Annotated in this window: 18 protein-coding genes, 1 pseudogene and 1 riboswitch; of the genes and pseudogenes, 5 read left to right on the top strand and 14 right to left on the bottom strand. The window is 70.8% G+C overall.

The window, feature by feature from the left end; genetic code table 11:
- Positions 1-11 precede the first annotated feature (11 nt).
- A complete protein-coding gene (locus GSY65_RS32560; RefSeq protein ID WP_159775275.1) occupies positions 12-545 on the bottom strand; it encodes a VOC family protein in 534 nt (177 codons plus the stop codon).
- Positions 546-1,061: 516 nt separating this feature from the next.
- On the opposite strand from GSY65_RS32560, the gene GSY65_RS32555 reads away from it, so the two are divergent.
- Together GSY65_RS32555 and GSY65_RS32550 are read left to right on the top strand one after the other, a co-directional pair.
- On the top strand, positions 1,062-1,850 hold the full coding sequence (locus tag GSY65_RS32555) for an ABC transporter ATP-binding protein (protein WP_159775273.1): 789 nt from the start codon (positions 1,062-1,064) through the stop codon (positions 1,848-1,850).
- Positions 1,847-4,378 carry an ABC transporter permease gene (locus GSY65_RS32550; protein WP_159775271.1) on the top strand — a complete coding sequence of 844 codons (2,532 nt, stop codon included), beginning with the start codon at positions 1,847-1,849 and terminating at the stop codon, positions 4,376-4,378. The genes GSY65_RS32555 and GSY65_RS32550 overlap by 4 nt, the downstream gene beginning before the upstream one ends.
- 84 nt (positions 4,379-4,462) lie before the next feature.
- On the opposite strand, the pseudogene GSY65_RS34800 reads toward GSY65_RS32550, so the two are convergent.
- Together GSY65_RS34800 and GSY65_RS32545 are read right to left on the bottom strand one after the other, a co-directional pair.
- Positions 4,463-4,636: pseudogene (locus tag GSY65_RS34800) on the bottom strand (glycosyl hydrolase family 95 catalytic domain-containing protein); the annotation flags it as partial.
- A 264-nt stretch (positions 4,637-4,900) separates the two neighbouring features.
- Positions 4,901-6,091 carry an MBL fold metallo-hydrolase gene (locus tag GSY65_RS32545; protein WP_159775269.1) on the bottom strand — a complete coding sequence of 397 codons (1,191 nt, stop codon included), beginning with the start codon at positions 6,089-6,091 and terminating at the stop codon, positions 4,901-4,903.
- Positions 6,092-6,337: 246 nt separating this feature from the next.
- Here GSY65_RS32545 and GSY65_RS32540 point away from each other — a divergent pair, with 246 nt between their 5' ends.
- Positions 6,338-7,522 (top strand): Glu/Leu/Phe/Val dehydrogenase dimerization domain-containing protein, encoded by a 1,185-nt coding sequence (locus tag GSY65_RS32540; protein WP_159775267.1) that lies wholly within the window; start codon positions 6,338-6,340, stop codon positions 7,520-7,522.
- A gap of 20 nt (positions 7,523-7,542) precedes the next feature.
- The gene (locus GSY65_RS32535; RefSeq protein ID WP_159775265.1) at positions 7,543-8,151 is read left to right on the top strand and encodes a TetR/AcrR family transcriptional regulator; all 609 of its coding nucleotides are present in this window, start codon (positions 7,543-7,545) and stop codon (positions 8,149-8,151) included.
- Between the two features lie 114 nt (positions 8,152-8,265).
- On the opposite strand, the gene GSY65_RS32530 is transcribed toward GSY65_RS32535, so the two are convergent.
- The 3 genes from GSY65_RS32530 to GSY65_RS32520 all read right to left on the bottom strand — a co-directional run bounded on the left by GSY65_RS32530 (position 8,266) and on the right by GSY65_RS32520 (position 12,789).
- Positions 8,266-9,051, bottom strand: a complete 786-nt coding sequence (locus GSY65_RS32530; RefSeq protein ID WP_159776637.1) for an SGNH/GDSL hydrolase family protein — start codon at positions 9,049-9,051, stop codon at positions 8,266-8,268.
- A 264-nt stretch (positions 9,052-9,315) separates the two neighbouring features.
- Positions 9,316-10,251, bottom strand: a complete 936-nt coding sequence (locus GSY65_RS32525; RefSeq protein WP_159775263.1) for a M23 family metallopeptidase — start codon at positions 10,249-10,251, stop codon at positions 9,316-9,318.
- Positions 10,252-10,255: 4 nt separating this feature from the next.
- Positions 10,256-10,414, bottom strand: a riboswitch (cyclic di-AMP (ydaO/yuaA leader).
- Positions 10,415-10,716: 302 nt separating this feature from the next.
- Complete coding sequence (locus GSY65_RS32520; protein ID WP_159776635.1) at positions 10,717-12,789, bottom strand: alpha-galactosidase; 2,073 nt, start codon at positions 12,787-12,789, stop codon at positions 10,717-10,719.
- A 220-nt stretch (positions 12,790-13,009) separates the two neighbouring features.
- Between GSY65_RS32520 and GSY65_RS32515 the strand changes: the two genes are divergently transcribed.
- The gene (locus GSY65_RS32515) at positions 13,010-13,807 is read left to right on the top strand and encodes a tyrosine-protein phosphatase (protein ID WP_159775261.1); all 798 of its coding nucleotides are present in this window, start codon (positions 13,010-13,012) and stop codon (positions 13,805-13,807) included.
- Between the two features lie 41 nt (positions 13,808-13,848).
- Here the strand turns inward: GSY65_RS32515 and GSY65_RS32510 are convergent, their stop codons facing one another.
- The 8 genes from GSY65_RS32510 to shc form a co-directional block, all read right to left on the bottom strand.
- Positions 13,849-13,971: a DUF6126 family protein gene (locus GSY65_RS32510; protein ID WP_055521055.1), complete on the bottom strand. Its 123-nt coding sequence runs from the start codon at positions 13,969-13,971 to the stop codon at positions 13,849-13,851.
- The gene (locus GSY65_RS32505; RefSeq protein WP_159775259.1) at positions 13,964-14,599 is read right to left on the bottom strand and encodes a helix-turn-helix domain-containing protein; all 636 of its coding nucleotides are present in this window, start codon (positions 14,597-14,599) and stop codon (positions 13,964-13,966) included. Before GSY65_RS32505 ends, GSY65_RS32510 begins: the two co-directional genes overlap by 8 nt.
- 114 nt (positions 14,600-14,713) lie before the next feature.
- Positions 14,714-16,123, bottom strand: coding sequence for an aspartate aminotransferase family protein (locus GSY65_RS32500; RefSeq protein ID WP_159775257.1), 1,410 nt, complete (start codon positions 16,121-16,123; stop codon positions 14,714-14,716).
- Positions 16,120-18,174, bottom strand: coding sequence for a 1-deoxy-D-xylulose-5-phosphate synthase (gene dxs / locus GSY65_RS32495; protein ID WP_236580153.1), 2,055 nt, complete (start codon positions 18,172-18,174; stop codon positions 16,120-16,122). The genes GSY65_RS32500 and dxs overlap by 4 nt, the downstream gene beginning before the upstream one ends.
- 39 nt (positions 18,175-18,213) lie before the next feature.
- Positions 18,214-19,371, bottom strand: a complete 1,158-nt coding sequence (ispG, locus tag GSY65_RS32490) for a flavodoxin-dependent (E)-4-hydroxy-3-methylbut-2-enyl-diphosphate synthase (RefSeq protein WP_159775255.1) — start codon at positions 19,369-19,371, stop codon at positions 18,214-18,216.
- A gap of 4 nt (positions 19,372-19,375) precedes the next feature.
- The gene (hpnH, locus tag GSY65_RS32485) at positions 19,376-20,398 is read right to left on the bottom strand and encodes an adenosyl-hopene transferase HpnH (RefSeq protein WP_159775253.1); all 1,023 of its coding nucleotides are present in this window, start codon (positions 20,396-20,398) and stop codon (positions 19,376-19,378) included.
- 5 nt (positions 20,399-20,403) lie between these two features.
- Entirely contained in the window at positions 20,404-21,048 is a 645-nt protein-coding gene (locus tag GSY65_RS32480; protein WP_159775251.1) for a phosphorylase family protein, read from the bottom strand.
- On the bottom strand, positions 21,048-23,042 hold the full coding sequence (gene shc / locus GSY65_RS32475) for a squalene--hopene cyclase (RefSeq protein WP_159775249.1): 1,995 nt from the start codon (positions 23,040-23,042) through the stop codon (positions 21,048-21,050). The genes GSY65_RS32480 and shc overlap by 1 nt, the downstream gene beginning before the upstream one ends.
- Positions 23,043-23,168 lie beyond the last annotated feature (126 nt).

Genomic DNA, 23,168 nt, shown 5'->3' with positions numbered 1-23,168 from the left:
TCGCTCCCCGCTCAGACATGGTGGAACCCGTCGAACGTCTTGCCTTCGAGAACGCAGACGTCGTGCAGAGAGTGCTCGTAGAACTTCACATTGGTGTGGTCAGGGAATGCGATGTAGAACGGCTGACAGAACGGGCCCTGATCCTGTCGGCCCGTGAAGTGATCCGAGTGCTGTGCGGCAAATTCCTCCAGCGATTCACCCACGACGAATCCGACGTGCTCCAGGCCCATCTTGTAGGTGTTCTGATGGACGGGCGGGATCAGCTCGATGAGGGACACGTCACGCCCATCACCCAGGGGGATCGGGTTCCTGAGGAGGAGCTTGGAAATGCGTCGCCCGTTCCACTCGTTCTCGACATTGGACGAGGAGTGAGCCTCAAGAGCATCGCGCACGTCGATGTACTCGTCCAGGGTTTCGGTACGGAACGCCACGTGACTGACACCGAACCCGCTGACATCGATCCCGATGTCAGCCAGCCGGAATTTCTGCGTCGTGTAGAAGAGCTCTGGATCTCCCAGAATCTTCTTGACGGTAGAGATCGACATTCAGGGCTCCTGCCCATAGGGGGCGGTCTGACGGGCGGCGCGCCTTCATCACATGACCCAGCCGCCCAAGCCGTACATTCCGAACACTAACGGACCACGGTCCGCTAGGGCAATGGCCGAAGCGCGCGGGAATCCCGCACACCGGGCGCCGGCTCGACAGCGCCCCGCATCAGACCCACCCCCGGGTGCCCACCGAGGACGCACTCGCGGTGTCGCACCGCAGAGCAGGCGGGACTGACGGCCAGACCGACATCGGCGAGCCCGCTGCCTGCGAGATCACCGCGACGCCGGACGCGCCACAGGCCGCACGCGAGGCCCCGCCCTCACGGCGAGGTCAGATCGACGCCCCCACGACCCTGACAGCGCCGCCCGGATCCCACCGTGCACCGGCGGCCGAACCGGCCCCGCTTGCCAAACGGACCACGGTCCACATAGCTTGGAGGTCATGCTCCGTTTGTCTTGGGGTGGCCGGTTCGGTCCCTAGGCGAATACAGGCGCCAACCGACAGGAGATTCGATGTACGCGGACACGCTCCCCAGCACAGCCCCGCCTCCGCGGGGCAAGTCCCTCACGGCCGCACGAGCCCAGCACGTCGTCAAGGCGTACGGCAGCGGCGCCACACGAGTCGTGGCCCTTGACGCTGTCGACGTCGCGATCGAGCGTGGGCAGTTCACCGCGATCATGGGACCGTCCGGATCGGGCAAGTCCACGCTGATGCACTGCCTCGCCGGCCTCGACACGGTCACCTCCGGTCAGATCTGGGTCGACGACGTCGAAATCACCTCTCTTCCCGAACGCAGGCTTACCGAACTGCGCAGGGATCGCGTCGGTTTCGTCTTTCAGGCGTTCAATCTGCTGCCGACTCTGAATGTCATGGAGAACATCACGCTTCCCATGGACATCGCAGGACGAAAGCCGGATGCGGGCTGGATCGCCGAGGTGGTGGAAACCGTCGGTCTCACCGGGCGACTGAAGCATCGCCCGGGCCAGTTGTCCGGAGGCCAGCAGCAGCGTGTCGCCGTCGCCCGGGCCCTGGCCGCCCGCCCTGCCATCGTCTTCGGCGACGAGCCGACCGGGAACCTCGACTCGCGTGCGGGTGCCGAAGTCCTGTCCTTCCTGCGCACGTCGGTCGACACCCTGGGACAGACGATCGTCATGGTCACTCACGATCCGGTGGCGGCTTCGTACGCGGACAGGGTCCTCTACCTCGCCGACGGCCGGGTGGTGGGCGACATGTACGGTCCGACGGCCGACAACGTGCTTGAGCGCATGAAGCAGTTCGACGGCCGTGGCAGGGCCTCATGACCATGCTCAAGACGTCCCTGCGCAATCTGCTCGCCCACAAGGGACGGATGCTCCTCAGTGTCATCGCCGTTCTGATATCCGTGTCCTTCGTATCCGGCACCCTGTTCTACAGCGACACGGCGAACAGCGACGCGCGGTCCGCGTCGCGCACGGGTCTGCCCGACGTGGCCGTCGCGCTCGCGTCGAAGGACGGCGGAAGTCAGCCGCTGACCGTCTCCTCCGAGGACGTGCAGCGGCTGAAGGAGGTGACGGACGCGGCGCGGGCCGTAGGCCGGGTCACCACCGAGTCCGTCAGCTTCATCACTGCCTCGCACCAGGTCCTCAACGCCTCGGGCAGGCCGGTCACGGCCACCACTTGGGATTCCGTGTCACGTAACGCCCCCGTCGTCTCGAAGGGTCGTGCACCACGCGACGCCTCGGACGCCGTCCTGGACACGGAAACGGCCGCCGCGGGCGACGTGGAGATCGGCGACACGCTGCGCGTCGTGGGCCCGTTCGGCACTTCCGTAGTGGAGATCACTGGTTTCACGGGGGTCGATGAGGGCCAAACGCCCCCGTCCGCCGTGTACCTCCAGCCCCGGACCGCTCAGCGCACCCTCCTCGGGGACACGGGGCGGTACACGCACATCGCGCTCACCGCCGCCCCCGGCACCACACCGGAGCAACTCGCTCAGCGTGTGAAGGAGTTCGCGGAGCGGCCCTACGAGACGAAGACGGTGAACGAAGCCGCAGAGGAGCGGCGCGAGACACTGGCCGGCGGGGTCGCCGTCATGAAGTACGTGCTTCTGGGCTTCGCCGGTCTGTCGCTCCTTGTCGGAGCGTTCCTCATCGTCAACACGTTCTCCATGCTGGTGGCGCAGCGCACGCGCGAAGTGGGGCTGCTGAGGGCTGTCGGAGCCTCTCGTCGACAGATCGGCCGGGCCGTCCTGTTCGAAGCGGTCTTCCTGGGGGCGACCGGTTCCCTCATGGGCGTCGCGGTGGGCCTGGGACTGGCCGTGATCCTGCTCGAGGCCACGGGAACGGAGTCCGCAGTCGTCGTACGGCCCGGAACACTCCTCCTCAGCCTCGGCGTCGGCATCATCGTCACCGCAGGCTCCGCGTACCTGCCGGCCCGGCGCGCCTCTCGCGTCTCGCCCATGGCCGCACTGCGCGACCACGGGATCTCCGAAGGGGACGCGCACGGACGGGGACGTGCGTGGATCGGCGGACTCCTGACGGCTGCCGGCGCGGCGAGTCTGGTCGGTGCGGGGCTCGCGGAGCGCAGCGAACCGGGCGCGATCCTCCTCGCCCTGGGTGTCGTGGTCACGCTCATCGGTTTCATCATCTGGACACCGGTGCTCGCCCGTCTGCTGATACGTCTTGTCTCGCTGGCCGTGTTGCGTCCCTTCGGCGCCGTCGGACGGCTCGCCGAGCGGAACGCCCTGCGCGATCCTCGGCGAACGGGAGCCACCGCCGCGGCGCTGCTCATCGGGCTCTCGCTGGTCACTGGCCTGTCGGTGACCGGCTCCTCGATGGTGGCATCCGTGGAGGAGCAACTGGACAACTCCACGGGTACCGACTTCGTCATCGAGCCTCCCACAGGCCAGTTGATCAATGCGGAGGCGGAGCGGGCCGTGAAGTCTGTGGACGGTCTCAAGACCGTGACGGACCGGAAGCGCCTCACGGTGACCCTGGTGACTCCGGGCGGGAAGAAGACGCGGTCCTCTCTGATCGCAGCGGACACCAGTTATCTGCGGGACCTGCATGTCGCCACCGTGGCGGGCCGGATGACCGACGCCTACGGGGTCGGCGGCATGTCCGTGGACGAGAACTTCGCGAAGAAGCACGGTCTGGACGTGGGCAGCGCCCTTCAGGTGGGGCTCGCCGAAGGGGTGACGACACAGCTCACCGTGAAGGCCGTCACCGTCGAGTCGCCCTTCGACCGCGGAGCGATGTACACGGGGCTGCCGAACCTCCTGAACAGCGTGCCCGCGGGGCAGGTACCGGCGAACGACGCCATGTACGCCACCGCCGAGGACGGACAGGCGGCTCGGGCGTACAGCGGGCTGAAGAAGGAGCTGGCCGCGTACCCGCACATTCGGGTGCGCGACATCTCGGACTACAAGAAGTCGATGCAGGACCAGGTCTCCGAGGTCCTCACCATGGTCTACGGTCTGCTCGCGCTGGCCATCGTGGTGGCTGCCCTCGGTGTGGTGAACACGCTCGCGCTGTCCGTGGCGGAACGCTCCCGGGAGGTGGGCCTCCTGCGAGCGGTGGGCATGAGCCGGGTGCAGATTCGTCGCATGATCCGCCTCGAATCAGTTGTCGTCTCGGTGTTCGGAGCCCTCATCGGCGTGGGCCTGGGTCTCGCCTGGGGTGTGACGAGCCACGAGTTGCTCGCCCTCTCCGGGTTCGAGCTGCTGGACGTCTCCTGGGAGACCATCGCGACGGTGATGACCGGCTCGGTGCTCGTGGGTCTCCTGGCGGCACTGGTACCCGGCCGCAGGGCGAGCGGGATGGACATCCTCACAGCGATCAAGAAGGACTGAGCCGCCGAACGGATCAGGTCGACGCACGGGACGAGGACCGCCGCTTCGCACGGGGGGGCGGTCCTCAATCGGGGCGAGGAAGCTGCGGATGAGGGCGGCGGCGCCGGGCGCGTCCTGGAGCCGGGCGCGCAGGGACGGACGCCAGGCGAGGGACCAGCCGGTGCTGCGCGGTCCCCGCTCGCCCAGGGTGTGCAGCGCGGCCGCGGCCAGGCGCGGAGTCGTTTCGGGAGTGACACCACTGCCCGGGTGGACGCCCACGAGAGGCGGATCGTTCGACAGATCTGCCGCCGGATGCCAAGCGGGAAGGCGGCGCCGAGCCTGCGGGCTCGGCGCCGCACCGTGCGGACGCGGACGGTACCCCCGCGAAGACCCCCTTCGGGGACGGCGAGAGCCGTCGTCACCGCGCGGCGACTTCACGCCACCCGGCGCACCCCGCCCTTGTCGGGCAGCGCACGGTCCAGCCCACCAGCCGGAAGGGGCTTCGGCGTCAGGACCGTCGCGCCGAGCTCGCCCCGGTCGGCGTCACCGCTCACCGGCGAGGTCGAGATCACCCCTGTTCGTCCCGGCCGGGTCCACGGCGCGTCGGGCACCGCGCCACGGGCGGGCGATCGGACCGGACACCGCCCTCCACCACGCCTCCACCGGCAGCCTCCCCGCCGGCTCGAACGGCTCCCCCGGCCGCGGGAACGCGACCGCCTGACCGACCTCCTCGGCCGCGTCCTTCATCCACTCCGCCGGCTCCGCCCACGCGTGGAACGCCAGGTTGAAGGTCCCCCAGTGGATCGGCAGCAGCACACCGCCGGCCCCGCCGCCCTGGAGGTCGAGGTGCGTCCGCAGCCCTTCCTCGGGCGTCATGTGGATGTCGGGCCAGAACTCGCTGTACGCGCCGACCTGGATCATGGTGAGGTCGAACGGGCCGTGCTCGGCGCCGATGTCCTTGAAGCCCTGGAAGTAGCCCGTGTCGCCGCTGTGGTAGATCCGGTGCTCGTCACCGGCGACGACCCAGGACGCCCACAGCGTCTGCTGGGCGTTGCGCAGGCCGCGGCCGCAGAAGTGCCGGGCGGGGGTGGCGGTCAGGGTGAGGCCGCCAACCTTGGTCGCCTCGTTCCAGTCCAGCTCGCGGATGCGGCCTTCGGAGACACCCCAGTGCTCCAGATGGGCGCCGACACCGAGGGGGACCGCGAAGACCGTGTCCGTGCCGGCCAGCGCCTTGATCGTGGGCATGTCGAGGTGGTCGTAGTGGTCGTGCGAGATGACGACGACGTCGACCGGGCCGAGGGCGGCCAGGGGCAGCGGCGCGGGGTGCAGCCGCTTGGGCCCGGCGAAGGGGAACGGGGAGCAGCGCTCGCCCCAGACGGGGTCGAGGAGCACCCGGTGTCCGTCGATCTCGGCGAGCACGCTGGAATGCCCCATCCACGTGATGCGCAGGCCGCTCGCCGGGGGCCTGGCCAGGTCGGCGAGGGTCGTGGAGTGCACGGGGATCAGACCGGCGGGGGCCCGGCGGACCCGTTCGTCCTTGCGGAAGAATCCCTTGGCCATCTCCAGGGCGGCACCGCGCGAGGGGCCGACGCGGGCGCCCTCGGGGTTCACGAACACGCCGTTCGCGAAATGCGGGGACCTGCGGATCCGCTCCAGCCTGGCGCCGGTCGGAACCGCGCCGAAGGCGGCTGGCTGGACACGCAGCCCCGAGCTCTGCGAACGGGAACCGGACACGGCGCCTCCTGATGGATTCGCTGAGGCGTTCCCTTGTGGTCCGCCCCGCTGACAGCACCGCGCCCGATCCGGGGGCTCGGTGACATACTGACCAACGGTTCAGTAGTGCCGTCCGTTCCCCCGGCCACCGCGGATCCGGTGCCTGATTCCTACAACCCGGTTCGCGCGCCATCCGTTCCCGCCCGCCCCCGCCATTCTCCCGCCCGCCACCGCCACTCCCACGCCGGCCGTCTCCCAGGAGCCCGCATGCCCGCCCCGTACCTCTCCCTGACCTGGACCGATCACGTCACGGGCCGCCGCGGCTTCCTCGTGGTGGACCGGCTGGTGCGCGGGGTGGCCAGCGGCGGGCTGCGGATGCGGCCGGGCTGCACCCTCGACGAGGTCGCCGGCCTGGCCCGCGGCATGACCATGAAGGAGGCGCTGCACTACGACCCCGAGGGCCGATACGTCCCGCTCGGCGGCGCCAAGGGCGGTATCGACTGCGACCCCAGGGACCCGGAGGCGTACGGCGTCCTGGTGCGCTACCTGCGGGCGACCCGCCCGTACATCGAGGCGTTCTGGACGACCGGCGAGGACCTGGGGCTCTCCCAGGACCTGGTGGACCGGGCCGCCGCGGAGGTGGGTCTGGTCTCGACCGTCCAGGCCGTCTACCCCCTCCTCGACGACGAGCGGGCCGCCCGGCGGCGGCTGTCGGAGGCGTTCGCCGTCGAGGTGGACGGCATCGGGCTCGACGCGCTGGTCGGCGGCTGCGGGGTCGCCGAATCCGTCCTCACGGCCCTGGACCGGTCCGGCACGCCGTACGCCGGGACGCGGGTGGCGGTGCAGGGCCTCGGCACCATGGGCGGCGCCACCGCCCGTTTCCTCGCCCGGGCGGGCCTCACGGTCGTCGCCGTGGCCGACATCAAGGGGACCGTCTCGAACCCGGCCGGCCTGGACGTCGAGGCGCTGCTCGCCGCCCGCGACGCCCACGGCACCGTCGACCGCCGCGCCCTGCGCCCGGAGGACCGGGAGACGTCCGCCGACGCCTGGCTGACCGCCGACGCGGACGTGCTGGTGCCCGCCGCCGTCTCGTACGCGATCGACCCGGAGAACCAGGGGCGGATCACCGCCCGTCTGATCGTCGAGGCGGCCAACATGCCGGTCCTCCCCGAGGCCGAGGACCTGCTCACCGCCCGCGGGGTGAGCGTCCTGCCCGACGTGGTCGTCAACTCCGCCACGAACGCCTGGTGGTGGTGGACCCTGTTCGGCGACATCGCCCCGGACGCGCGCGGTTCCTTCGACCACGTCCGGCGCTCCATGCGCGCCCTCGTGGACCTGATGCTGTCGCGCGCCGAACGGGACGGCACCACTCCCCGGGCCGCCGCCCACGCGCTGGCCGCGGACCGTCTCCCGGTCATCGAGGCACGCTACGGACGTCACCGCCCGATCTGACCCGTAGGTAGGGTTGCCGTGTGGGCAGGGTCAGGTTGAGCGTGGCCGAGCGGCGCGAGGAACTGCTGCGGGCGGCCATCGAGCAGATCGAGGCGCGGGGCGTGGCGGCGGTGCGGATCGCCGACGTGGCCGCCTCGCTCGGGGTGAGCAACGCCCTGGTGCTCTACCACTTCTCGACCAAGGAGAAGCTGGTCGCCGAGGCGTTCCGCTACGCCGCCGAGGGCGACCTCGCCCACCTCCGCAAGCTGATCGCCCGCCGGACGACGGCGCTGCGCCGGCTCCGGGCGGCCGTCCGCTGGTACGCCCCCACCGGTCAGGCCAAGGGCTGGCGCCTGTGGATCGAGGGCTGGGCGGTCTCCCTGCGCGACCCCGACCTCCGCGCGGTCACCCGTGATCTGGACCTCCAGTGGAAGGCCGCGCTCACCGGCCTCATCGAGGAGGGCGCGGCCGCCGCCGAGTTCCGCTGCCCCGACCCCCAGGCGTCGGCGCTGCGTCTCACCGCCCTCCTGGACGGCCTGGCCGTACAACTCACGTCCTACGACGGGGCCGTCTCCCGCACGAAGGCCCGGCAGTGGGCGGACGACACCCTGGCCCGCGAGCTCAACCTGCCGGAATCGACGACGGCCTGACGTCAGGGGGAAGGCGGCCGCACCCGGACAACGGGGCGGCCGCCCGTGCGGGTATGCGGCAGCACCCCGCCCCACTCGACGGCCCGCGGGCGGGAGCCGCCGCGGGCAACCGGCTCACGCCACGGAAGCGATCCGCATCCTGATGTCGTCGGGCGACAGCGCCCCCTTCGCCGCCACGTGGTCCCCGGACGACTCCCCGCGCAGCCGCCGTCCGATCCACGGCACGAGGTACTCCCGCGCCCACTGGATGTTGTCCCGCCGCACCTCGAACGTCCCCCGCGGCGGCAGTGGCGGCCACGGCTGCTCGGGGTCCGCCGGCACCTCCAGACCGAGCACCTGCCCGGCCCGCAGCGCGACCCGTGTGTGCCCCTCGGGCGACAGGTGCAACCGGTCGTCGTCCCAGGCCCGCCGGTCCCGCACGGTCCGGAGCGACCACAGGTCGAGCACGGGGCACCCGTACCGGTCGGCGATGGCCCGCACATGCCCGTTGTACGTCGCGATCTTCCCCCGCAGGTGCCGGAGCACCGGCACGTCACGCGTGTCGAAGCCGGTGGTCACCATGACGGTGCCGACCGCCGAGGTGAGCCGGACCACCGCCCGCTCGAACCGCTCGGCGACCTCGTCGGGGTCCGTGCCGGGGCGGATGATGTCGTTCCCGCCCGCGCAGAAGGACATGAGGTCCGGCGCGAGTTCGAGAGCCCTCGGCACCTGGTCCTCGACGATCTGGTCGAGGAGCTTCCCCCGTACCGCGAGGTTGGTGTACCTGAAGTCGCCCTCGGGCACCCGGTCCGCGAGGAGCACCGCGAACCGGTCCGCCCAACCGACGAACGCCCCGTCGGGGCCGGGGTCGCCGACGCCCTCGGTGAAGCTGTCCCCCACCGCCACGTACGACCCGATCACTGATCTGCTGTTCTTCGAATCGTCTGTCACATCGGGCCATGATTCACCTTCGGATGTGACCTACGCGACCGTAATAAGGGGTTGACGGGCGGTGAGAAAGGCCACGCTTCACGATTCGATCAACCCGGGAATACGCCAGGTCGAGGCAGCCGCCGTGCCCGGATCTCCTGGATGCGAAGGGACCTAGGGGCGGCATGCCGAAGGCCGGGCCCCGGGGATCGGGGTCCGGCCTTCGGCGGCGGGCGGTCGGCCACCGACGACGGGTCAGACGGTGACGCCCTTGGACCGGAGGTAGGCCAGCGGGTCGAGGTCCGAGCCGTAGTCGGGCGTCGTACGGATCTCGAAGTGCAGGTGCGGGCCCGTGACGTTGCCGGTGGCGCCCGACAGGCCGATCTGCTGGCCGCCGCTCACGGACTGGCCCGCGGAGACGCCGATCGAGGAGAGGTGGGCGTACTGGGCGTAGTAGCCGTCGGCGAGCTTGATGACGACCTGGTTGCCGTACGCGCCGCCCCAGCCGGCGGAGACGACGGTGCCCGCGCCCACGGCCTTGAGGCTCGTGCCGGTCGGGGCCACGAAGTCGACACCGGTGTGGTAGCCGCTGGACCACATGCTGCCGGCGGTCTTGTACGCGGTGCCGACGGTGGCGCCCTCGATGGGCAGGCTGAAGCCGGAGTTGCTGGACGGGGCCGCCTGGTCGGCGGACGTGACGGCGGTCTCCTGCGTCGCGGACGCGGAGGTCTTCGACGCCTCGGCCGGCTTGGACGACTGCGTCGACGGAGCCTTGGTCGACGACTGCGACAGCCCGGCCTTCGCGGCCGTGCCGCCGATGGCGAGCTTCAGGCCGGGGTGGATCAGCGAGGGGTCGGAGCCGATCACGGAGCGGTTGTCCGAGTAGAGCCGCTTCCAGCCGCCCTGGACGTCCTGCTCGTCCGCGATCTTCGCGAGGTAGTCGCCGGCCTTCACCGTGTAGGTCTTGGTCGCCTTCTTCTTGGCGGCGATCTGCTCGGTGGCGGCCTTCTCGGGGGAGGCCGTGACCGTCTTCTCGGAAGCCCCGGAAACGGCGGCCGTGGGAGTGGCGGCGTGGGCGCCGACGGCACCCATCAGGGGCAGCGCGAGCGCGGCGCCACCGGTACCGGCGGCGGCGATCGAGCGAGTGAGGCGCTGGGACTTCGGACGGCGGTGTTTACCCTTCGCGGGCATGGCGAATTCCTCTCCGGCGCCTGCGAGGTGAGCTGTCGGGTGCGGACTGGAGATGCCCGGCCGGGCGTGCGCTCGGCTTTACCCCTAGCCGTTCCGGAGACCGGAACAGGCGGTACTGCCTGTGGGTCCCCCGCTCCTGCCGTGGATCGGGTCGGTGTGCGGCTCCGGTCGGCGGCAGGATTGGGCGTCCGTCCGGATCGAGGGTGAACGTAAGCGACTTGTCGCCACAGAGACAACCGTCGGGATTCCCTGTGCGTCTCCCTGCGTGATCCTTACAGCGCATCCCGATGACGCTCCGTGAACGGGCGCCGGATATCGCCTTCCAACGGCCCTGGAATCGCACGAGGATTACGTGGACATGGCGGCGACAGTCCGTCACGGGTATGACGCTGCTCACGCACCTACGTCTCAGCAGTCCTTATTCCAGGGCCAGTTGGATTAACGGCTTCATTTCGGACAGAACACTCAAGTGCGACGCAGGCGGATAACCTTCGCGTCGAAGTCGCCGCGCAACCCGGTCCGCAGACCGTGGTGCAACAGCACCGCCCCTCGGTACTTTTCACCCGTTTCGCGGCATTCATAGGTTGCCGCCGGGTCGAGGCCGCGCAGCCGGAGCGGCGGGAGCGGCTCACCGTAGTGCTGTGCCTGGAGACAGGCGAGGACGACCGCCTCGTCGCCGTGGACGTACTGCACGGCGCTCAACCCTCCGACCGGCGGGCGCAGCCGGTAGAGGTCGCCGCGCTGCACGACGGGCTTGATCTCCTTGTACAGCTCCACCCACTCCCGCGCCTCGGCCAGCTCCTCGTCGCTCCACCGTGTGAGGTCGCCGCCGACGCCCAGCACGCCCGCCATGGCGCTGACGAACCGGAACCGCAGGGAGCTGACCCGGCCGTTGAGCTGGTTGTTCGGGCTGTCGGTGACCCAGGCGGCCATGACCCGCGCCGGATGGATGTGGCTGAACCCGTGCTGGATGGCGAGCCGGTCCAACGGGTCGGTGTTGTCGGAGGTCCACACCTGGTCGGTCCGCGACATGACCCCGAGGTCGATGCGGCCGCCACCGCCCGAGCAGGACTCGAAGGCGACGCCGGGGTGCGCGGCCCGCAGCCGGTCCAGCAGGGCGTAGAAGGCGTGCACGTGCTCGACCCACAGCTTCTGCGGGTACTGCTCACCGGGCCAGCCCGCGTCCGTGAAGCAGCGGTTGAAGTCCCACTTCACGTAGTCGATCGGGGCACTGGAGAGCAGGGCGTCGAGCTTCTCCCACAGGTACTCCTGGACGTCCGGCCGCGCGAGGTTGAGCACCAGCTGATTGCGCAGTTCCGTCCGCTTTCGCCCCGGTTGGAACTGCGCCCAGTCGGGGTGTGCCCGGTACAGCTCGCTGTCCGGGTTGACCATCTCGGGCTCCACCCAGATGCCGAACTGCATCCCGAGGGCGTGTACCTGGTCGGCGAGCGGCTTCAGCCCCTGCGGGAAGCGGTCCGGGTTGGGCGTCCAGTCGCCGAGTCCGGCCCGGTCGCTGGTGCGCGCCCCGAACCAGCCGTCGTCGACGACGAACAGCTCGACCCCGATGGCCGCCGCCCGCTCGGCGAGCGCCCGCTGCTGCTCCTCCGAGATGTCGAACTCGGTGGCCTCCCAGGAGTTGAAGAGCACCGGCCGGTCCTGGTCGGCGTCCGGGATGACGTACGCGCGCTGGTAGGCGTGCCAGGCGCGGCTCGCCCCACCGTGGCCGCCGTCGGACCACAGCCCGGCGAAGACCGGAGTGGTGAACGTCTCGCCCGCCTCCAGCCGCAGCAGGCCCGACTCGTCGTACCCGGCACCGCCGGTGATCTGCACCCGCGCGTCCGGCAGCTGTGCCACGGCGATCCGCCAGGAGCCCGACCAGCCGAGGGCGCATCCGTAGACCTCGCCGTGCTCCTCGGTGGCGTCGGTGTCGAGGGCGACCCAGGGCAGGTGCTGGTGCCCGGTGTGCCCGCGGCGGCTGCCGATGACCTTCTCGCCGTAGGTCAGCTCGCCGCGCGCCAGGCGGGACTCGGCCGCCCACCGGCCGTGCAGCTGGGACAGACGCCAGCTCTCCTCGCGGCGGGGCAGGGTCCACGTCGCCGAGTCGGCCCGCAGCAGTTCCACGGCGGACCCCTCGTTGGCGAGGGTCACCCAGCGCTCCACGACGTCGTCACGCATCCGGTAGTGCAGCGTGATCCGCAGGTCGCCGTCGAGGAAGCGCAGACGCAGCTCGTCACCGTCCGCCTCGTACTCCTCGAAGGTCCACTCGGTGCCGCGCCGCTCCTCGGTGCGCACCGAGAGGGCGGGGCGGGTGAAACGGGGCCCGCCCTCGACGGGGTACTCCTCATGGCCGTCGACGGGGGCCTCGAAAGGCCAGTAGGGCAGCTCCTGGCGGGCGGCCAGCTCCTCGGCGTCGGCCAGGGTGATCCGCGGACCCCAGTGGAGGTGCAGCAGCTCGTCGTTCCCGGTGAGCCGCAGGGCGTAGCTGCTCCGGGGGCCCGTGAGAAGCCAGGTACGGCCGTCCGTGGCGATGTCCAACATCATGGCCTCACAAATTCGAACAGGTGCGATCGTGCTTCAACATCATGGCAGGTCGTCGCGGGAGCGCACCGCCGCCTGTGGACAACGCGGCACCGTCACCGCGGACGCCTGTGGACAACCCATTGCGGCAGGCACCTGTGTCGTATCGTCGAGGGGCGCCGCGATGTCGAGCGCGTGCCCGTCGACGATCGGCGCCGACGGCCGGATGGGAGGAGCCCCCGTGACGCAGCAGATCCCGTCGACCGAGCCCGAGTTGGCCGGGGTACGCAATTTCCGCGATGTGGGCGGCCTGCCGACCACGGACGGTCGCCGGGTGCGTCACGGAGTGCTGTTCCGCAGCGGGCACCTCGCCCACGCCACCGACGACGACGCCGCGTTCCTGAGCACCCTCGGCCTGCACACGATCTTCGACTTCCGCAATGCGGCCGATCAGAGGCTGGAGGGCCCGGACGTCGCGCTGCCCGGCGTGCGGAACGTGAATCTGCCGCTCTCGGACCCGGCGGACGGCGCCGAGTTCTGGAAGATGGTCCGCGACGGCGACGTGGAGCAGTTGCGCACGCTGCTGGACGACGGCAAGGCGGCAGGCCGGATGATCGCCTCCTACCGCACGATCATCCGGCACCGCACGGCCGAGCACTCCCGTGTGCTGCACGCTCTGGCGGAGGACAGCGTGCCGGCGCTCATGCACTGCGCGGCGGGCAAGGACCGCGCGGGCCTGTCCATAGCGGTGACGCTCCTCGCGGTCGGCGTGGAGCGCGACGCCATCGTGGCCGACTACCTGGAGTCGAACGCGAAGCACCGCCGCTACAAGGTGCGCCGCAGCAGCAGTTCCCCGAGCGCCTACTCTCCGGAGATCATGGAGCTGCTGAGCCCCCTGTTCGACGCCCGCGCCGAATACCTCCAGGCGGCCTTCGACACCGTCGAGGAGATCTGGGGCGACGTGGACACCTACCTGGAGCAGGGCCTGGAGCTGAGCCCCGCGAACCGGGAGCGGCTGCGCGAGCGACTGCTCGACTAGCCAGTCGCGCCAGTGCTGCGACCGCCCGGCGCCCGACCGGGTCACTGCTTGGCGCCGACCTCGAACAGCAGGTAGATGAAGGCCGCGAAGACATGGCCGACGGCGATGTAGATGATGAGCCGCACCCACAGGGCGCGGGGGAACTTCTCTTCCATGTCAGCCATGGGTGGCCTCCGGGGTGGTCGGCCCGAGGCACAGCGCGGCGGTCGGGCTCTGCAGCAGGGTGTGGACGAACAGCAGGTCGGCGCCGTCGTGATCGGCGGCGGCGATACGGTGCGGGGTCAGCGAGTCGAAGTGCGCGCTGTCCCCGGGCCCGAGCAGGTGCGCCGTGTCGCCGAGGCGCAGCCGCAGGCGTCCCTTCAGGACGTGCAGCCACTCCTCGCCGGGATGCACCCGCACGATGTCCCCCTGCGAGCCGTACGGCACGTGGACGCGCAGCGCCTGCATCCCGCGTCCGGGGGCGCCCGCCTGCCAGTACGTCCAGCCGCCGGCGCTGGTGGCCTCCATGTCACCGGCCCGCAGGACGGCGTCCCGTTCGGGGACCCTCTCGCCCAGCAGTTCGGAGACGGTCGTACCGTAGACGCGGGCCAGTGCGAGCAGCATCGGCAGCGAGGGCTGGCGCTGCCCCGTCTCCAGCCGGGACAGGTGCGCCGGCGACAGCCCGGCGGCCCGGGCCGCCGCCTCCAGCGTGAGGGAGGCCCGGCGGCGCAGGGCGCGCAGCTGCGGGGCGACGACGGGCAGGTCGGCGTCCGCCGCGGGCTCGGGAGGGTCCGTACCCTCGGAAGGGCTCATGCCCTCCATTCAGCCGAAGCTTTGCCTCTGAGGCAAGTTTCTTGCCTCAGAGGCAAAGCTGCTCGGAGCACGGCAAGGGCGCTCGGGGCACGGCAAGGGTGCTCGGGGCACGGTCTACCGGTTGGCCACCGCCTGCTTCACCAGGGTCTTGCCGAAGTCCCACATCAGCCCGCCGCCGCTGTGCGCGTCGTCCATCACCTCGGTGAAGGCGGCGACGAACCGGTCCACCTCCCGCTCCCCGATGATCAGCGGCGGGATCAGTTTGATCACCTCCAGGTGGTCGCCGGAGACCTGCGTGAGGATGCGGTGCCGTTGCAGCAGCGGCACGACGACCATCTGGGCGAACAGTCCCTTGCGCGCCGCCTGGAGCATCGTCCACCGCCCGCGCAGCTTCAGCGACCTGGGTCTGCCGAACTCGATGCCGATCATCAGCCCACGACCGCGCACCTCACGGAGCAGTTCGTACCGTTCGACCAGCGCCGCCAGCCGGCTCCTGAGCAGCTCTCCCGTGGTGCGGGCGTTCGCCACGATCCCCTCGTTCTCCATCACCGACAGCACGGCGAGCCCGGCGGCCATGGCCTGGGCGTTGGAGCCGAAGCTCGCCGAGTGGACGAGGACACGGTCCATCGACGAGTAGACCTTCTTGAAGATCCACTCCTTGCCGAGGGTCGCGCCGACCGGGACGTACCCGCCGGAGAGCGCCTTGGCGACGCATACCAGGTCCGGCTCCACGCCCTCCTCGTGCTGGTAGCCGTAGAAGTCCCCGGTCCGCCCGAGCCCGGTCTGCACCTCGTCGAGGATGAGCAGCGCCCGCTGCCCGTGCAGGAGTTCCTGGGCGGCGCGCAGATAGCCGGGCGGCGCCTCGTGCACCCCCTTGCCCTGGATGGGCTCCACGATCAGCGCGGCGACGTCGCCCTTCGACAGCTCCCTCGCCAGTGCGTCGAGATCACCGAGCGGTACTGCGGTGTCGGGCAGCAGCGGAGCGAAGCCGTCCCGGAAGCCGTTCTCCCCGTTGACGGAGAGGGAGCCGGCGGTGAGCCCGTGGAAGGCGTGGTCGCAGTAGAGGACGCGGGGCCGCCCGGTGGCGTACCGGGCGAACTTCAGCGCGGTCTCGACGGCCTCCGTACCGCTGTTGCCGAAGAACACCCGGTCCAGGTGCGGGCTGTGGGCGAGCAGCCGTTCGGCGAGCAGTCCGGGCAGGGGCTGGCAGTCGAACCGGGTGAGGTCGGCGAGCCGGGCGTCGAGGACGTCGTGCAGCGCCTTGCGGACGACGGGGTGGTGGCGGCCGAGGCCCATCACCCCGAACCCGGCGAGCATGTCCAGGTGGTCCTGCCCGTCGGCGTCCCAGAAGTACGCGCCCTCGGCCCGCTCGTAGACCTTGTCGAAGCCGATGGTATGCAGCATGCGCGGGAGTTGGTGGTTCAGGTACCGGGCATGGAGTTCGTAGCGCTCGGCGCCGCGCTCGGCGAGCAGTCTGCCGAGGTCGAACTCCTCGTTCCCGGCGGCGGGTTCCGCGGTGGTCATTGCGGTGTCTCCTTGACGGCCTCAGCCTCGATCGGATCCCTCTGCGGCGACGGCAGGCCCGACGAGGCCGCCCCACGAGCGGTCCCGCCCCTCGGCTGCTCCCGCACGGACGGGCCCTTCGCGACGGTCCCCTCGACGGACGCTCCCCTGGCAACAGCGACCTCGACGGACGCGCCCTTCCCCGCCAGGAACGCGCTGATCCGTCCGGCGACGTCGACCGGTGTCAGGCCGATGTCGGCCAGCACCTCCCCCCGCTCGGCGTGCGCGAGGAACTGCTCGGGGATGCCGAAACGCCGTACGGGTACGTCCACGTCGGCGTCCCCCAGGGCCAGGGCGACCGCCGAACCGACCCCGGCCGCCCGGCTGTTGTCCTCCACGACCGCCACCAGCCGGTGCGCGTCGGCGAGCCGCGGCAGCGCCGGGTCCACCGGCTTCACCCAGCGGGGGTCGACGACGGTGCAGCCGATACCGCGCGCCTCCAGCAGCTCGGCGGCCTGGAGGCACACCCGCGCCATGACGCCGACGGCGACCAGCAGCACCTCGGGGGCCCCGAGGGCCGGGGTGCGGTGCAGGACGTCCATGCCGCCGACCCGTTCCAGGGACGGGATCTCGGACCCCACCGACTCCTTCGGGAACCGGACCAGTGTCGGCGCGTCGTCCACGGCGACGGCCTCCCGCAGCTGTGCCCGCAGCTGTTCGGCGTCGCGCGGCGCGGCGATCCGCAGCCCCGGCACGACCTGCAGGACGGACATGTCCCACATGCCGTTGTGCGAGGCGCCGTCGACGCCCGTGACCCCGGCCCGGTCCAGGACGAACGTCACCCCGCACCGGTGCAGGGCCACGTCCATCAACAGCTGGTCGAAGGCCCGGTTGAGGAAGGTGGCGTAGACGGCGACGACGGGATGGAGGCCGCCGGTGGCGAGGCCGGCCGCCGACACCGCCGCGTGCTGCTCGGCGATCCCCACGTCCCAGACCCGGTCGGGGAACTTCTCCGCGAACTTGCCGAGGCCCACCGGGTGCAGCATGGCCGCCGTGATCGCGACGACGTCCTCCCGCTCGTCGGCGATCCGGACGATCTCGTCGCCGAAGACCGACGTCCAGGACGGTCCGCCGGGGGGACCGAGCGGCTCGCAGGTGAGCGGGTCCATCACGCCGACCGTGTGGAAGTGGTCCTCCTCGTCGGCGAGCGCCGGCTCGTACCCCCGGCCCTTCTGGGTGAGGCAGTGGACGAGGACGGGCCCGTGGAACCGCTTGGCGCGGCGCAGCGCCGACTCGACCGCCGTGACGTCGTGCCCGTCGATCGGGCCGACGTACTTCAGGCCCAGGTCCTCGAACATGCCCTGGGGCGCGAACGCGTCCTTGAAGCCCTTCTTCGCGCCGTGCAGCGCCTCGTAGATCGGGTGGCCGACGACGGGGGTGCGCAGCAGGACGTCCTTGCCCCAGGCGAGGAACTGCTCGTAGCCGTCGGTGGTGCGCAGCGCGGCCAGGTGGTTGGCGAGGCCGCCGATGGTCGGTGCGTAGGAGCGTTCGTTGTCGTTGACGACGACGATCAGCGGCCGGTCCTTGGCGGCCGCGATGTTGTTGAGCGCCTCCCAGGCCATGCCGCCGGTCAGCGCGCCGTCACCGATCACGGCGACGACGTGGCCCCGCTCCCCCCGCACCTGACGGGCCTTGGCGAGGCCGTCGGCCCAGCCGAGGGCGGTGGAGGCGTGGCTGTTCTCGATGACGTCGTGCTCGGACTCCTCCCGCGAGGGGTAGCCGGACAGCCCGCCCTTGCGGCGCAGCCCGGAGAAGTCCTGACGTCCTGTCAGCAGCTTGTGGACGTAGCTCTGGTGGCCGGTGTCCCACAGGATCCGGTCCACGGGTGACTCGAAGACCCGGTGCAGCGCTATGGTCAGCTCCACCACCCCCAGGTTGGGCCCCAGGTGACCGCCGGTCCTGGCGACCGCGTGCACCAGGAACTCCCGGATCTCCTCGGCCAGTGCACCGAGTTCCGCCTCGGTCAGCGCCTTCACGTCGCGCGGCTGCCGGATGCTCTCCAGAATCGTCACGTCGGGCCCCTCTCGATCCGTGCCTCACAGCCCGTGCCGTCAACTCACGGTGACCGCCGGTTCCCCCGACGCGACGCCGTCCTTCTCCATCTGCTCGGCGATCTTCATCGCCTCTTCGATGAGGGTCTCCACGATCTTCGACTCGGGGACGGTCTTGATGACCTCGCCCTTGACGAAGATCTGGCCCTTGCCGTTGCCGGAGGCGACACCGAGGTCGGCCTCGCGGGCCTCGCCGGGACCGTTGACGACACAGCCCATGACCGCGACACGCAACGGCACCTCCATGCCCTGAAGTCCCGCGGTCACCTCGTCGGCCAGCCGGTAGACGTCGACCTGCGCACGCCCGCACGACGGGCAGGACACGATCTCCAGCCGCCGCGCCCGCAGGTTCAGCGACTCCAGGATCTGGATGCCGACCTTGATCTCCTCGACCGGGGGCGCGCTCAGGGAGACGCGGATCGTGTCGCCGATGCCCTCGGACAGCAGCGCGCCGAAGGCGACGGCGGACTTGATGGTGCCCTGGAAGGCGGGGCCCGCCTCGGTGACGCCCAGGTGCAGCGGGTAGTCGCAGCGGGCGGCGAGCTGCCGGTACGCCTCGATCATCACGACCGGGTCGTTGTGCTTGACCGAGATCTTGATGTCCCGGAAGCCGTGCTCCTCGAACAGCGACGCCTCCCACAGCGCGGACTCCACCAGCGCCTCGGGGGTGGCCCTGCCGTACTTCTGCAGCAGACGCCGGTCGAGGGAACCGGCGTTGACCCCGATCCGGATCGGCGTCCCGTGGTCCTTCGCCGCCCGCGCGATCTCCTTGACCTTGTCGTCGAACTGCTTGATGTTGCCGGGGTTGACGCGGACGGCGGCGCAGCCGGCCTCGATCGCGGCGAACACGTACTTCGGCTGGAAGTGGATGTCCGCGATCACCGGGATCTGCGACTTCTTCGCGATGACGGGCAGGGCGTCGGCGTCGTCCTGCGTCGGGCAGGCGACCCGGACGATCTGGCAGCCGGACGCGGTGAGTTCGGCGATCTGCTGGAGCGTGGCGCCGACGTCGGACGTACGGGTCGTCGTCATCGACTGCACGGACACCGGGGCCCCGCCGCCGACGGCCACCGACCCGACCTGGATCCGCCGGCTCTCCCGGCGCTCGGCGACCGGCCGGACGGGCATCTCCGGCACCCCGAGGGACACGGCGGTCATCGCGTCACCCCGGGTTCCCGGAGACCGTCTCGCGCAGGGCGCGCAACGACTCCTTCAGCGATCCCATGGTGGCGAGGACGGCGGTGGGCTCGTAGCCGCAGTGCGCCATGCAGTTGGCGCACCGGGGGTCCTTGCCGCGGCCGTACGCGTCCCAGTCGGTGTCCTCGATCAGCTCCCGGTAGGTCGGGACGTAGCCGTCGCTCATCAGGTAGCAGGGCTTCTGCCAGCCGAACAGCGAGTAGTTGGGGATCGCCCACGCGGTGCACGGGAAGTCGACCCGGCCCTCCAGGAAGTCGAGGAAGAGGGGCGAGTGGTTCAGGCGCCAGCGCCGCCGGTTGCCACCCGCGAAGGCCTTCCTGAACAGTTCGCGGGTCTGCTCCACGCCGAGGAAGTGCTCCTGGTCGGGTGCCTTCTCGTAGGCGTAGGCAGGCGAGATCATCATCTCGTCGACCGCGAGGTCGTCGTTGAGGAAGTTGAGGACCTCGATGACGGTCTGCGGGGTGTCGGTGTTGAAGAAGGTCGAGTTGGTGGTCACCCGGAAGCCCCGCCGCTTGGCCTCCTTGATGGCGGCGACGGCCTCGTCGAACACCCCCTCCTTGGCCACCGACTCGTCGTGCCGCTCCCGCAGCCCGTCGATGTGCACGGCGAACGCGAAGTACGGGGAGGGCTTGAACCGGTCCATCTTCTTGCGCAGCAGCAGCGCGTTGGTGCACAGGAAGACGTACTTCCGGCGGGTGACCAACTGCCGCACGATCTCGTCGATGTGCGGGTGCATCAGCGGCTCGCCGCCGGCGATGGAGACCATCGGCGCACCCGATTCGAGGACGGCGCCCACGGCCTGCGCCACCGGCATCCGCTGCTTGAGCACCCCGGCCGGATGCTGGATCTTGCCGCAGCCCTCGCACTTCAGATTGCAGGCGTAGAGCGGTTCCAGCTCCACGATCAGCGGGAACTTGTCGCGCTTGCGGAGCTTCTGTTCGGCGAGATAGGTCGCCACCTTGATGGACTGGCGGAGCGGCATGGCCATCTGGCTCACCTCCTGGGGAGCAGCAAGGAACGGTGCCATTCGTAGTAAGCGGGGAGGACGGCACGAAGAACACGGAAAGCCGATATTCCACCGCGCACCGTGCCGATCCGGACCAGTTCATGTTCTGGAGCGTCCACGACCACCCGTACGGCCGCAACCGGGCGCGCGCCCGCTCGCACGGCGCAGTGGAGCGTGACCGCGGATTCCATGTCGACCGCGATCGATCCGGTGGCGAGGAGGTCCGCCCGCTCCTGGCCGCGGACCACGTGATCGGACCCGGTGAGCGGACCGGTGTGGACGGTCCGCCCGGGCACGGCCCGCCCCAGCTCCTCGACCAGCCGTTCGACGCCGACACAGAGCGTGACGGCGCCGTCGGGACCCCTCGTCTCCCCGGCGACGACCAGGTCACCGGGGTGCATGCCGGGGGCGAGCCCGGCGCAGAATCCCGTGGCCAGCACGGCGGCCCCGTCCAGCGCCGGGTCGGCGAGCAGCCGGGTGACGGCGCGCTCGGCGGCCTTCGGCCCCATGCCGGTCCGCAGGACGGTGACGGGGCCGCCGGCGCCGCCCCGGTCGCCGCTGCGCAGGGCGAACTGTTCGATGCCGAGCGCGCAGGCGATCAGCAGCGGCGCCGGGGCGGCGGCCGTGTCCATCAGCTCGCCCCGGTTCTCAGCACGGCCGGTTCGCCGTGGACGTACCGGCCGAGCGCGGTGAGCGGGAAGACCTGGCGGTAGAGGTGGTAGTTGATGGAGAAGTCCCAGGGGAAGCCGGTCCCGGTGAACTGGGGCTCGTCCCAGCCGCCGTCGGCGCGCTGGGTCTGCGCTAGCCAGGCGACGCCGCGCTCGACGGCCTTGGAGTCCCGCTCCCCCGCGGCCAGCAGCGCGAGGAGCGCCCAGGCGGTCTGGGAGGCGGTGGAGGTGCCCTTGCCGCCCCATTCGGCGGGGTCGGGGTAGGAGCGCAGGTCCTCGCCCCAGCCGCCGTCGTCGTTCTGGACGGTCTCCAGCCAGGCCACGGCGCGGCGGATCGCCGGGTGCGCGGCGGGCAGGCCGGCGGCGACCAGCGCGGGTACCACGGACCCCGTTCCGTAGATGTAGTTGACGCCCCAGCGGCCGAACCACGCGCCGCTCGGCTCCTGTTCGGCGAGCAGCCATGCGATGCCGCGCCGGGTGCGCGGATCGTGGGCGAGGCCCTCCACGGCGAGCATCTCCACCACGTGGGCGGTGACGTCGGCGGACGGCGGGTCGATGACCTCCCCGAAGTCGCAGAAGGGCAGCTTGTTGGGGAAGGCGCTGGTGTTGTCGACGTCGAAGGCGCCCCAGGCGCCGTTCTTCGACTGCATCCCGAGGTTCCAGCGGACGCCCCGGGCGATGGCCCGCTCGACGCGTTCGGGGTCGGGGTGCCTGACCCTGCGCAGAGCGAGCACCACCTCGGCGGTGTCGTCGATGTCGGGGTAGTTGTCGTTGTGGAACTCGAACGCCCAGCCTCCCGGCGGCAGTTGCGGGCGTCGGACGGACCAGTCTCCGGGTCGGACGATCTCCTCGCCGAGCATCCAGTCGGCGGCCCTGACCAGTTGGGGGTGGTCGGCGGGCAGTCCGGCGTCGGCGAGGGCGATGGTGGCGAGGCAGGTGTCCCACACCGGTGACTGGCAGGCCTCGATCATGCGGGCGCCGTCCTCACGCCACACGGCGAACCGGTCGAGGGACTCCAGTCCGGCCCGCATGACGGGGTGCTGGAGGTCGTAGCCCAGCAGATGGAGCGCGATGATCGAGTAGACGGCCGGCGGCTGGATGCCGCCCCAGCAGCCGTCGTTCTCCTGCCGCTCGATGATCCAGCGGGCCGCGCTGTTCATCGCCGCCCTGCGCAGGCGCTTCAGCGCGACCTTGTGGTAACCGTGCAGCACCTTGTCGAGCCGCTGGAAGGCGCCCTCCCAGGTGCCCAGCGGGTCGAGGGGAGTGGGCGGGTTGGGCCGGCCGGGGTCGGTGTGCAGTTCGTCGAGCGGGAACGGGGCCGGCCGCACCGGGCGCTTGGCGGAGACGATGGTGAGCGGCACGATGGTCTGCCGCGCCCAGCACCCGAAGTCGTAGATGTTGAGCGGCATCCACGTCGGGAAGTAGATCAGCTCCGGCGGCATCTCCGGCAGGTCGTCCCACTTCCACCAGCCGAACAGGGCGAGCCAGATCCGGGTGAAGACGCGGGCCGCGGCGATCCCGCCGCGCTCCCGGATCCACGCGGACGCCTTCGCCATGTGCGGCTGGGACGGATCGTCACCGGCCAGCCGCAGCGCGACGTACGCCTCGACGGTCGCGGAGAGGTCGGGCGGGCCGCCGTAGAAAGTCGCCCAGGTGCCGTCCGTGCGCTGCTCGCCCCTGATGAACAGGGCGGCGGCCCGTGTGGTGGCCTCGTCGCGGATGCCGAGGAACTGACGGAGCAGCAGGTCCTCGGCGTCCATGGTGACGTTGGTCTCCAGGTCGCCCTTCCACCAGCCCTCGGCGTCCTGGCGGGCGAGGAGGAACGCGGTGGCGCGCCGCAGGGCGCGTTCGGCGGTGTCCTGGACCCCCGCCGCCACCGGGGTGTGGGTGTCGGTGTCGCTGGCCGAGGCAGCGCGGGGCGGCAGTGCCCCGGTGCTTCCGTCGGTCGTCGCTGTCATGGCTTCCCCTTCGTGCAGTGGACGGATCTCTGCGGTGGGTCAGCCGTCGGCCGGTGCGTGTCCGGTGAACGGACACCGGCCGGCGACTACGCGAGGGCTATGCGACCGATGGCGCCCGGCGGTCGC

The sequence above is a fragment of the Streptomyces sp. HM190 genome (genome assembly GCF_009857135.1).
Taxonomy (GTDB): Bacteria; Actinomycetota; Actinomycetes; order Streptomycetales; family Streptomycetaceae; genus Streptomyces; species Streptomyces heilongjiangensis.
This window is presented reverse-complemented; position numbering and strand designations above follow the sequence as displayed.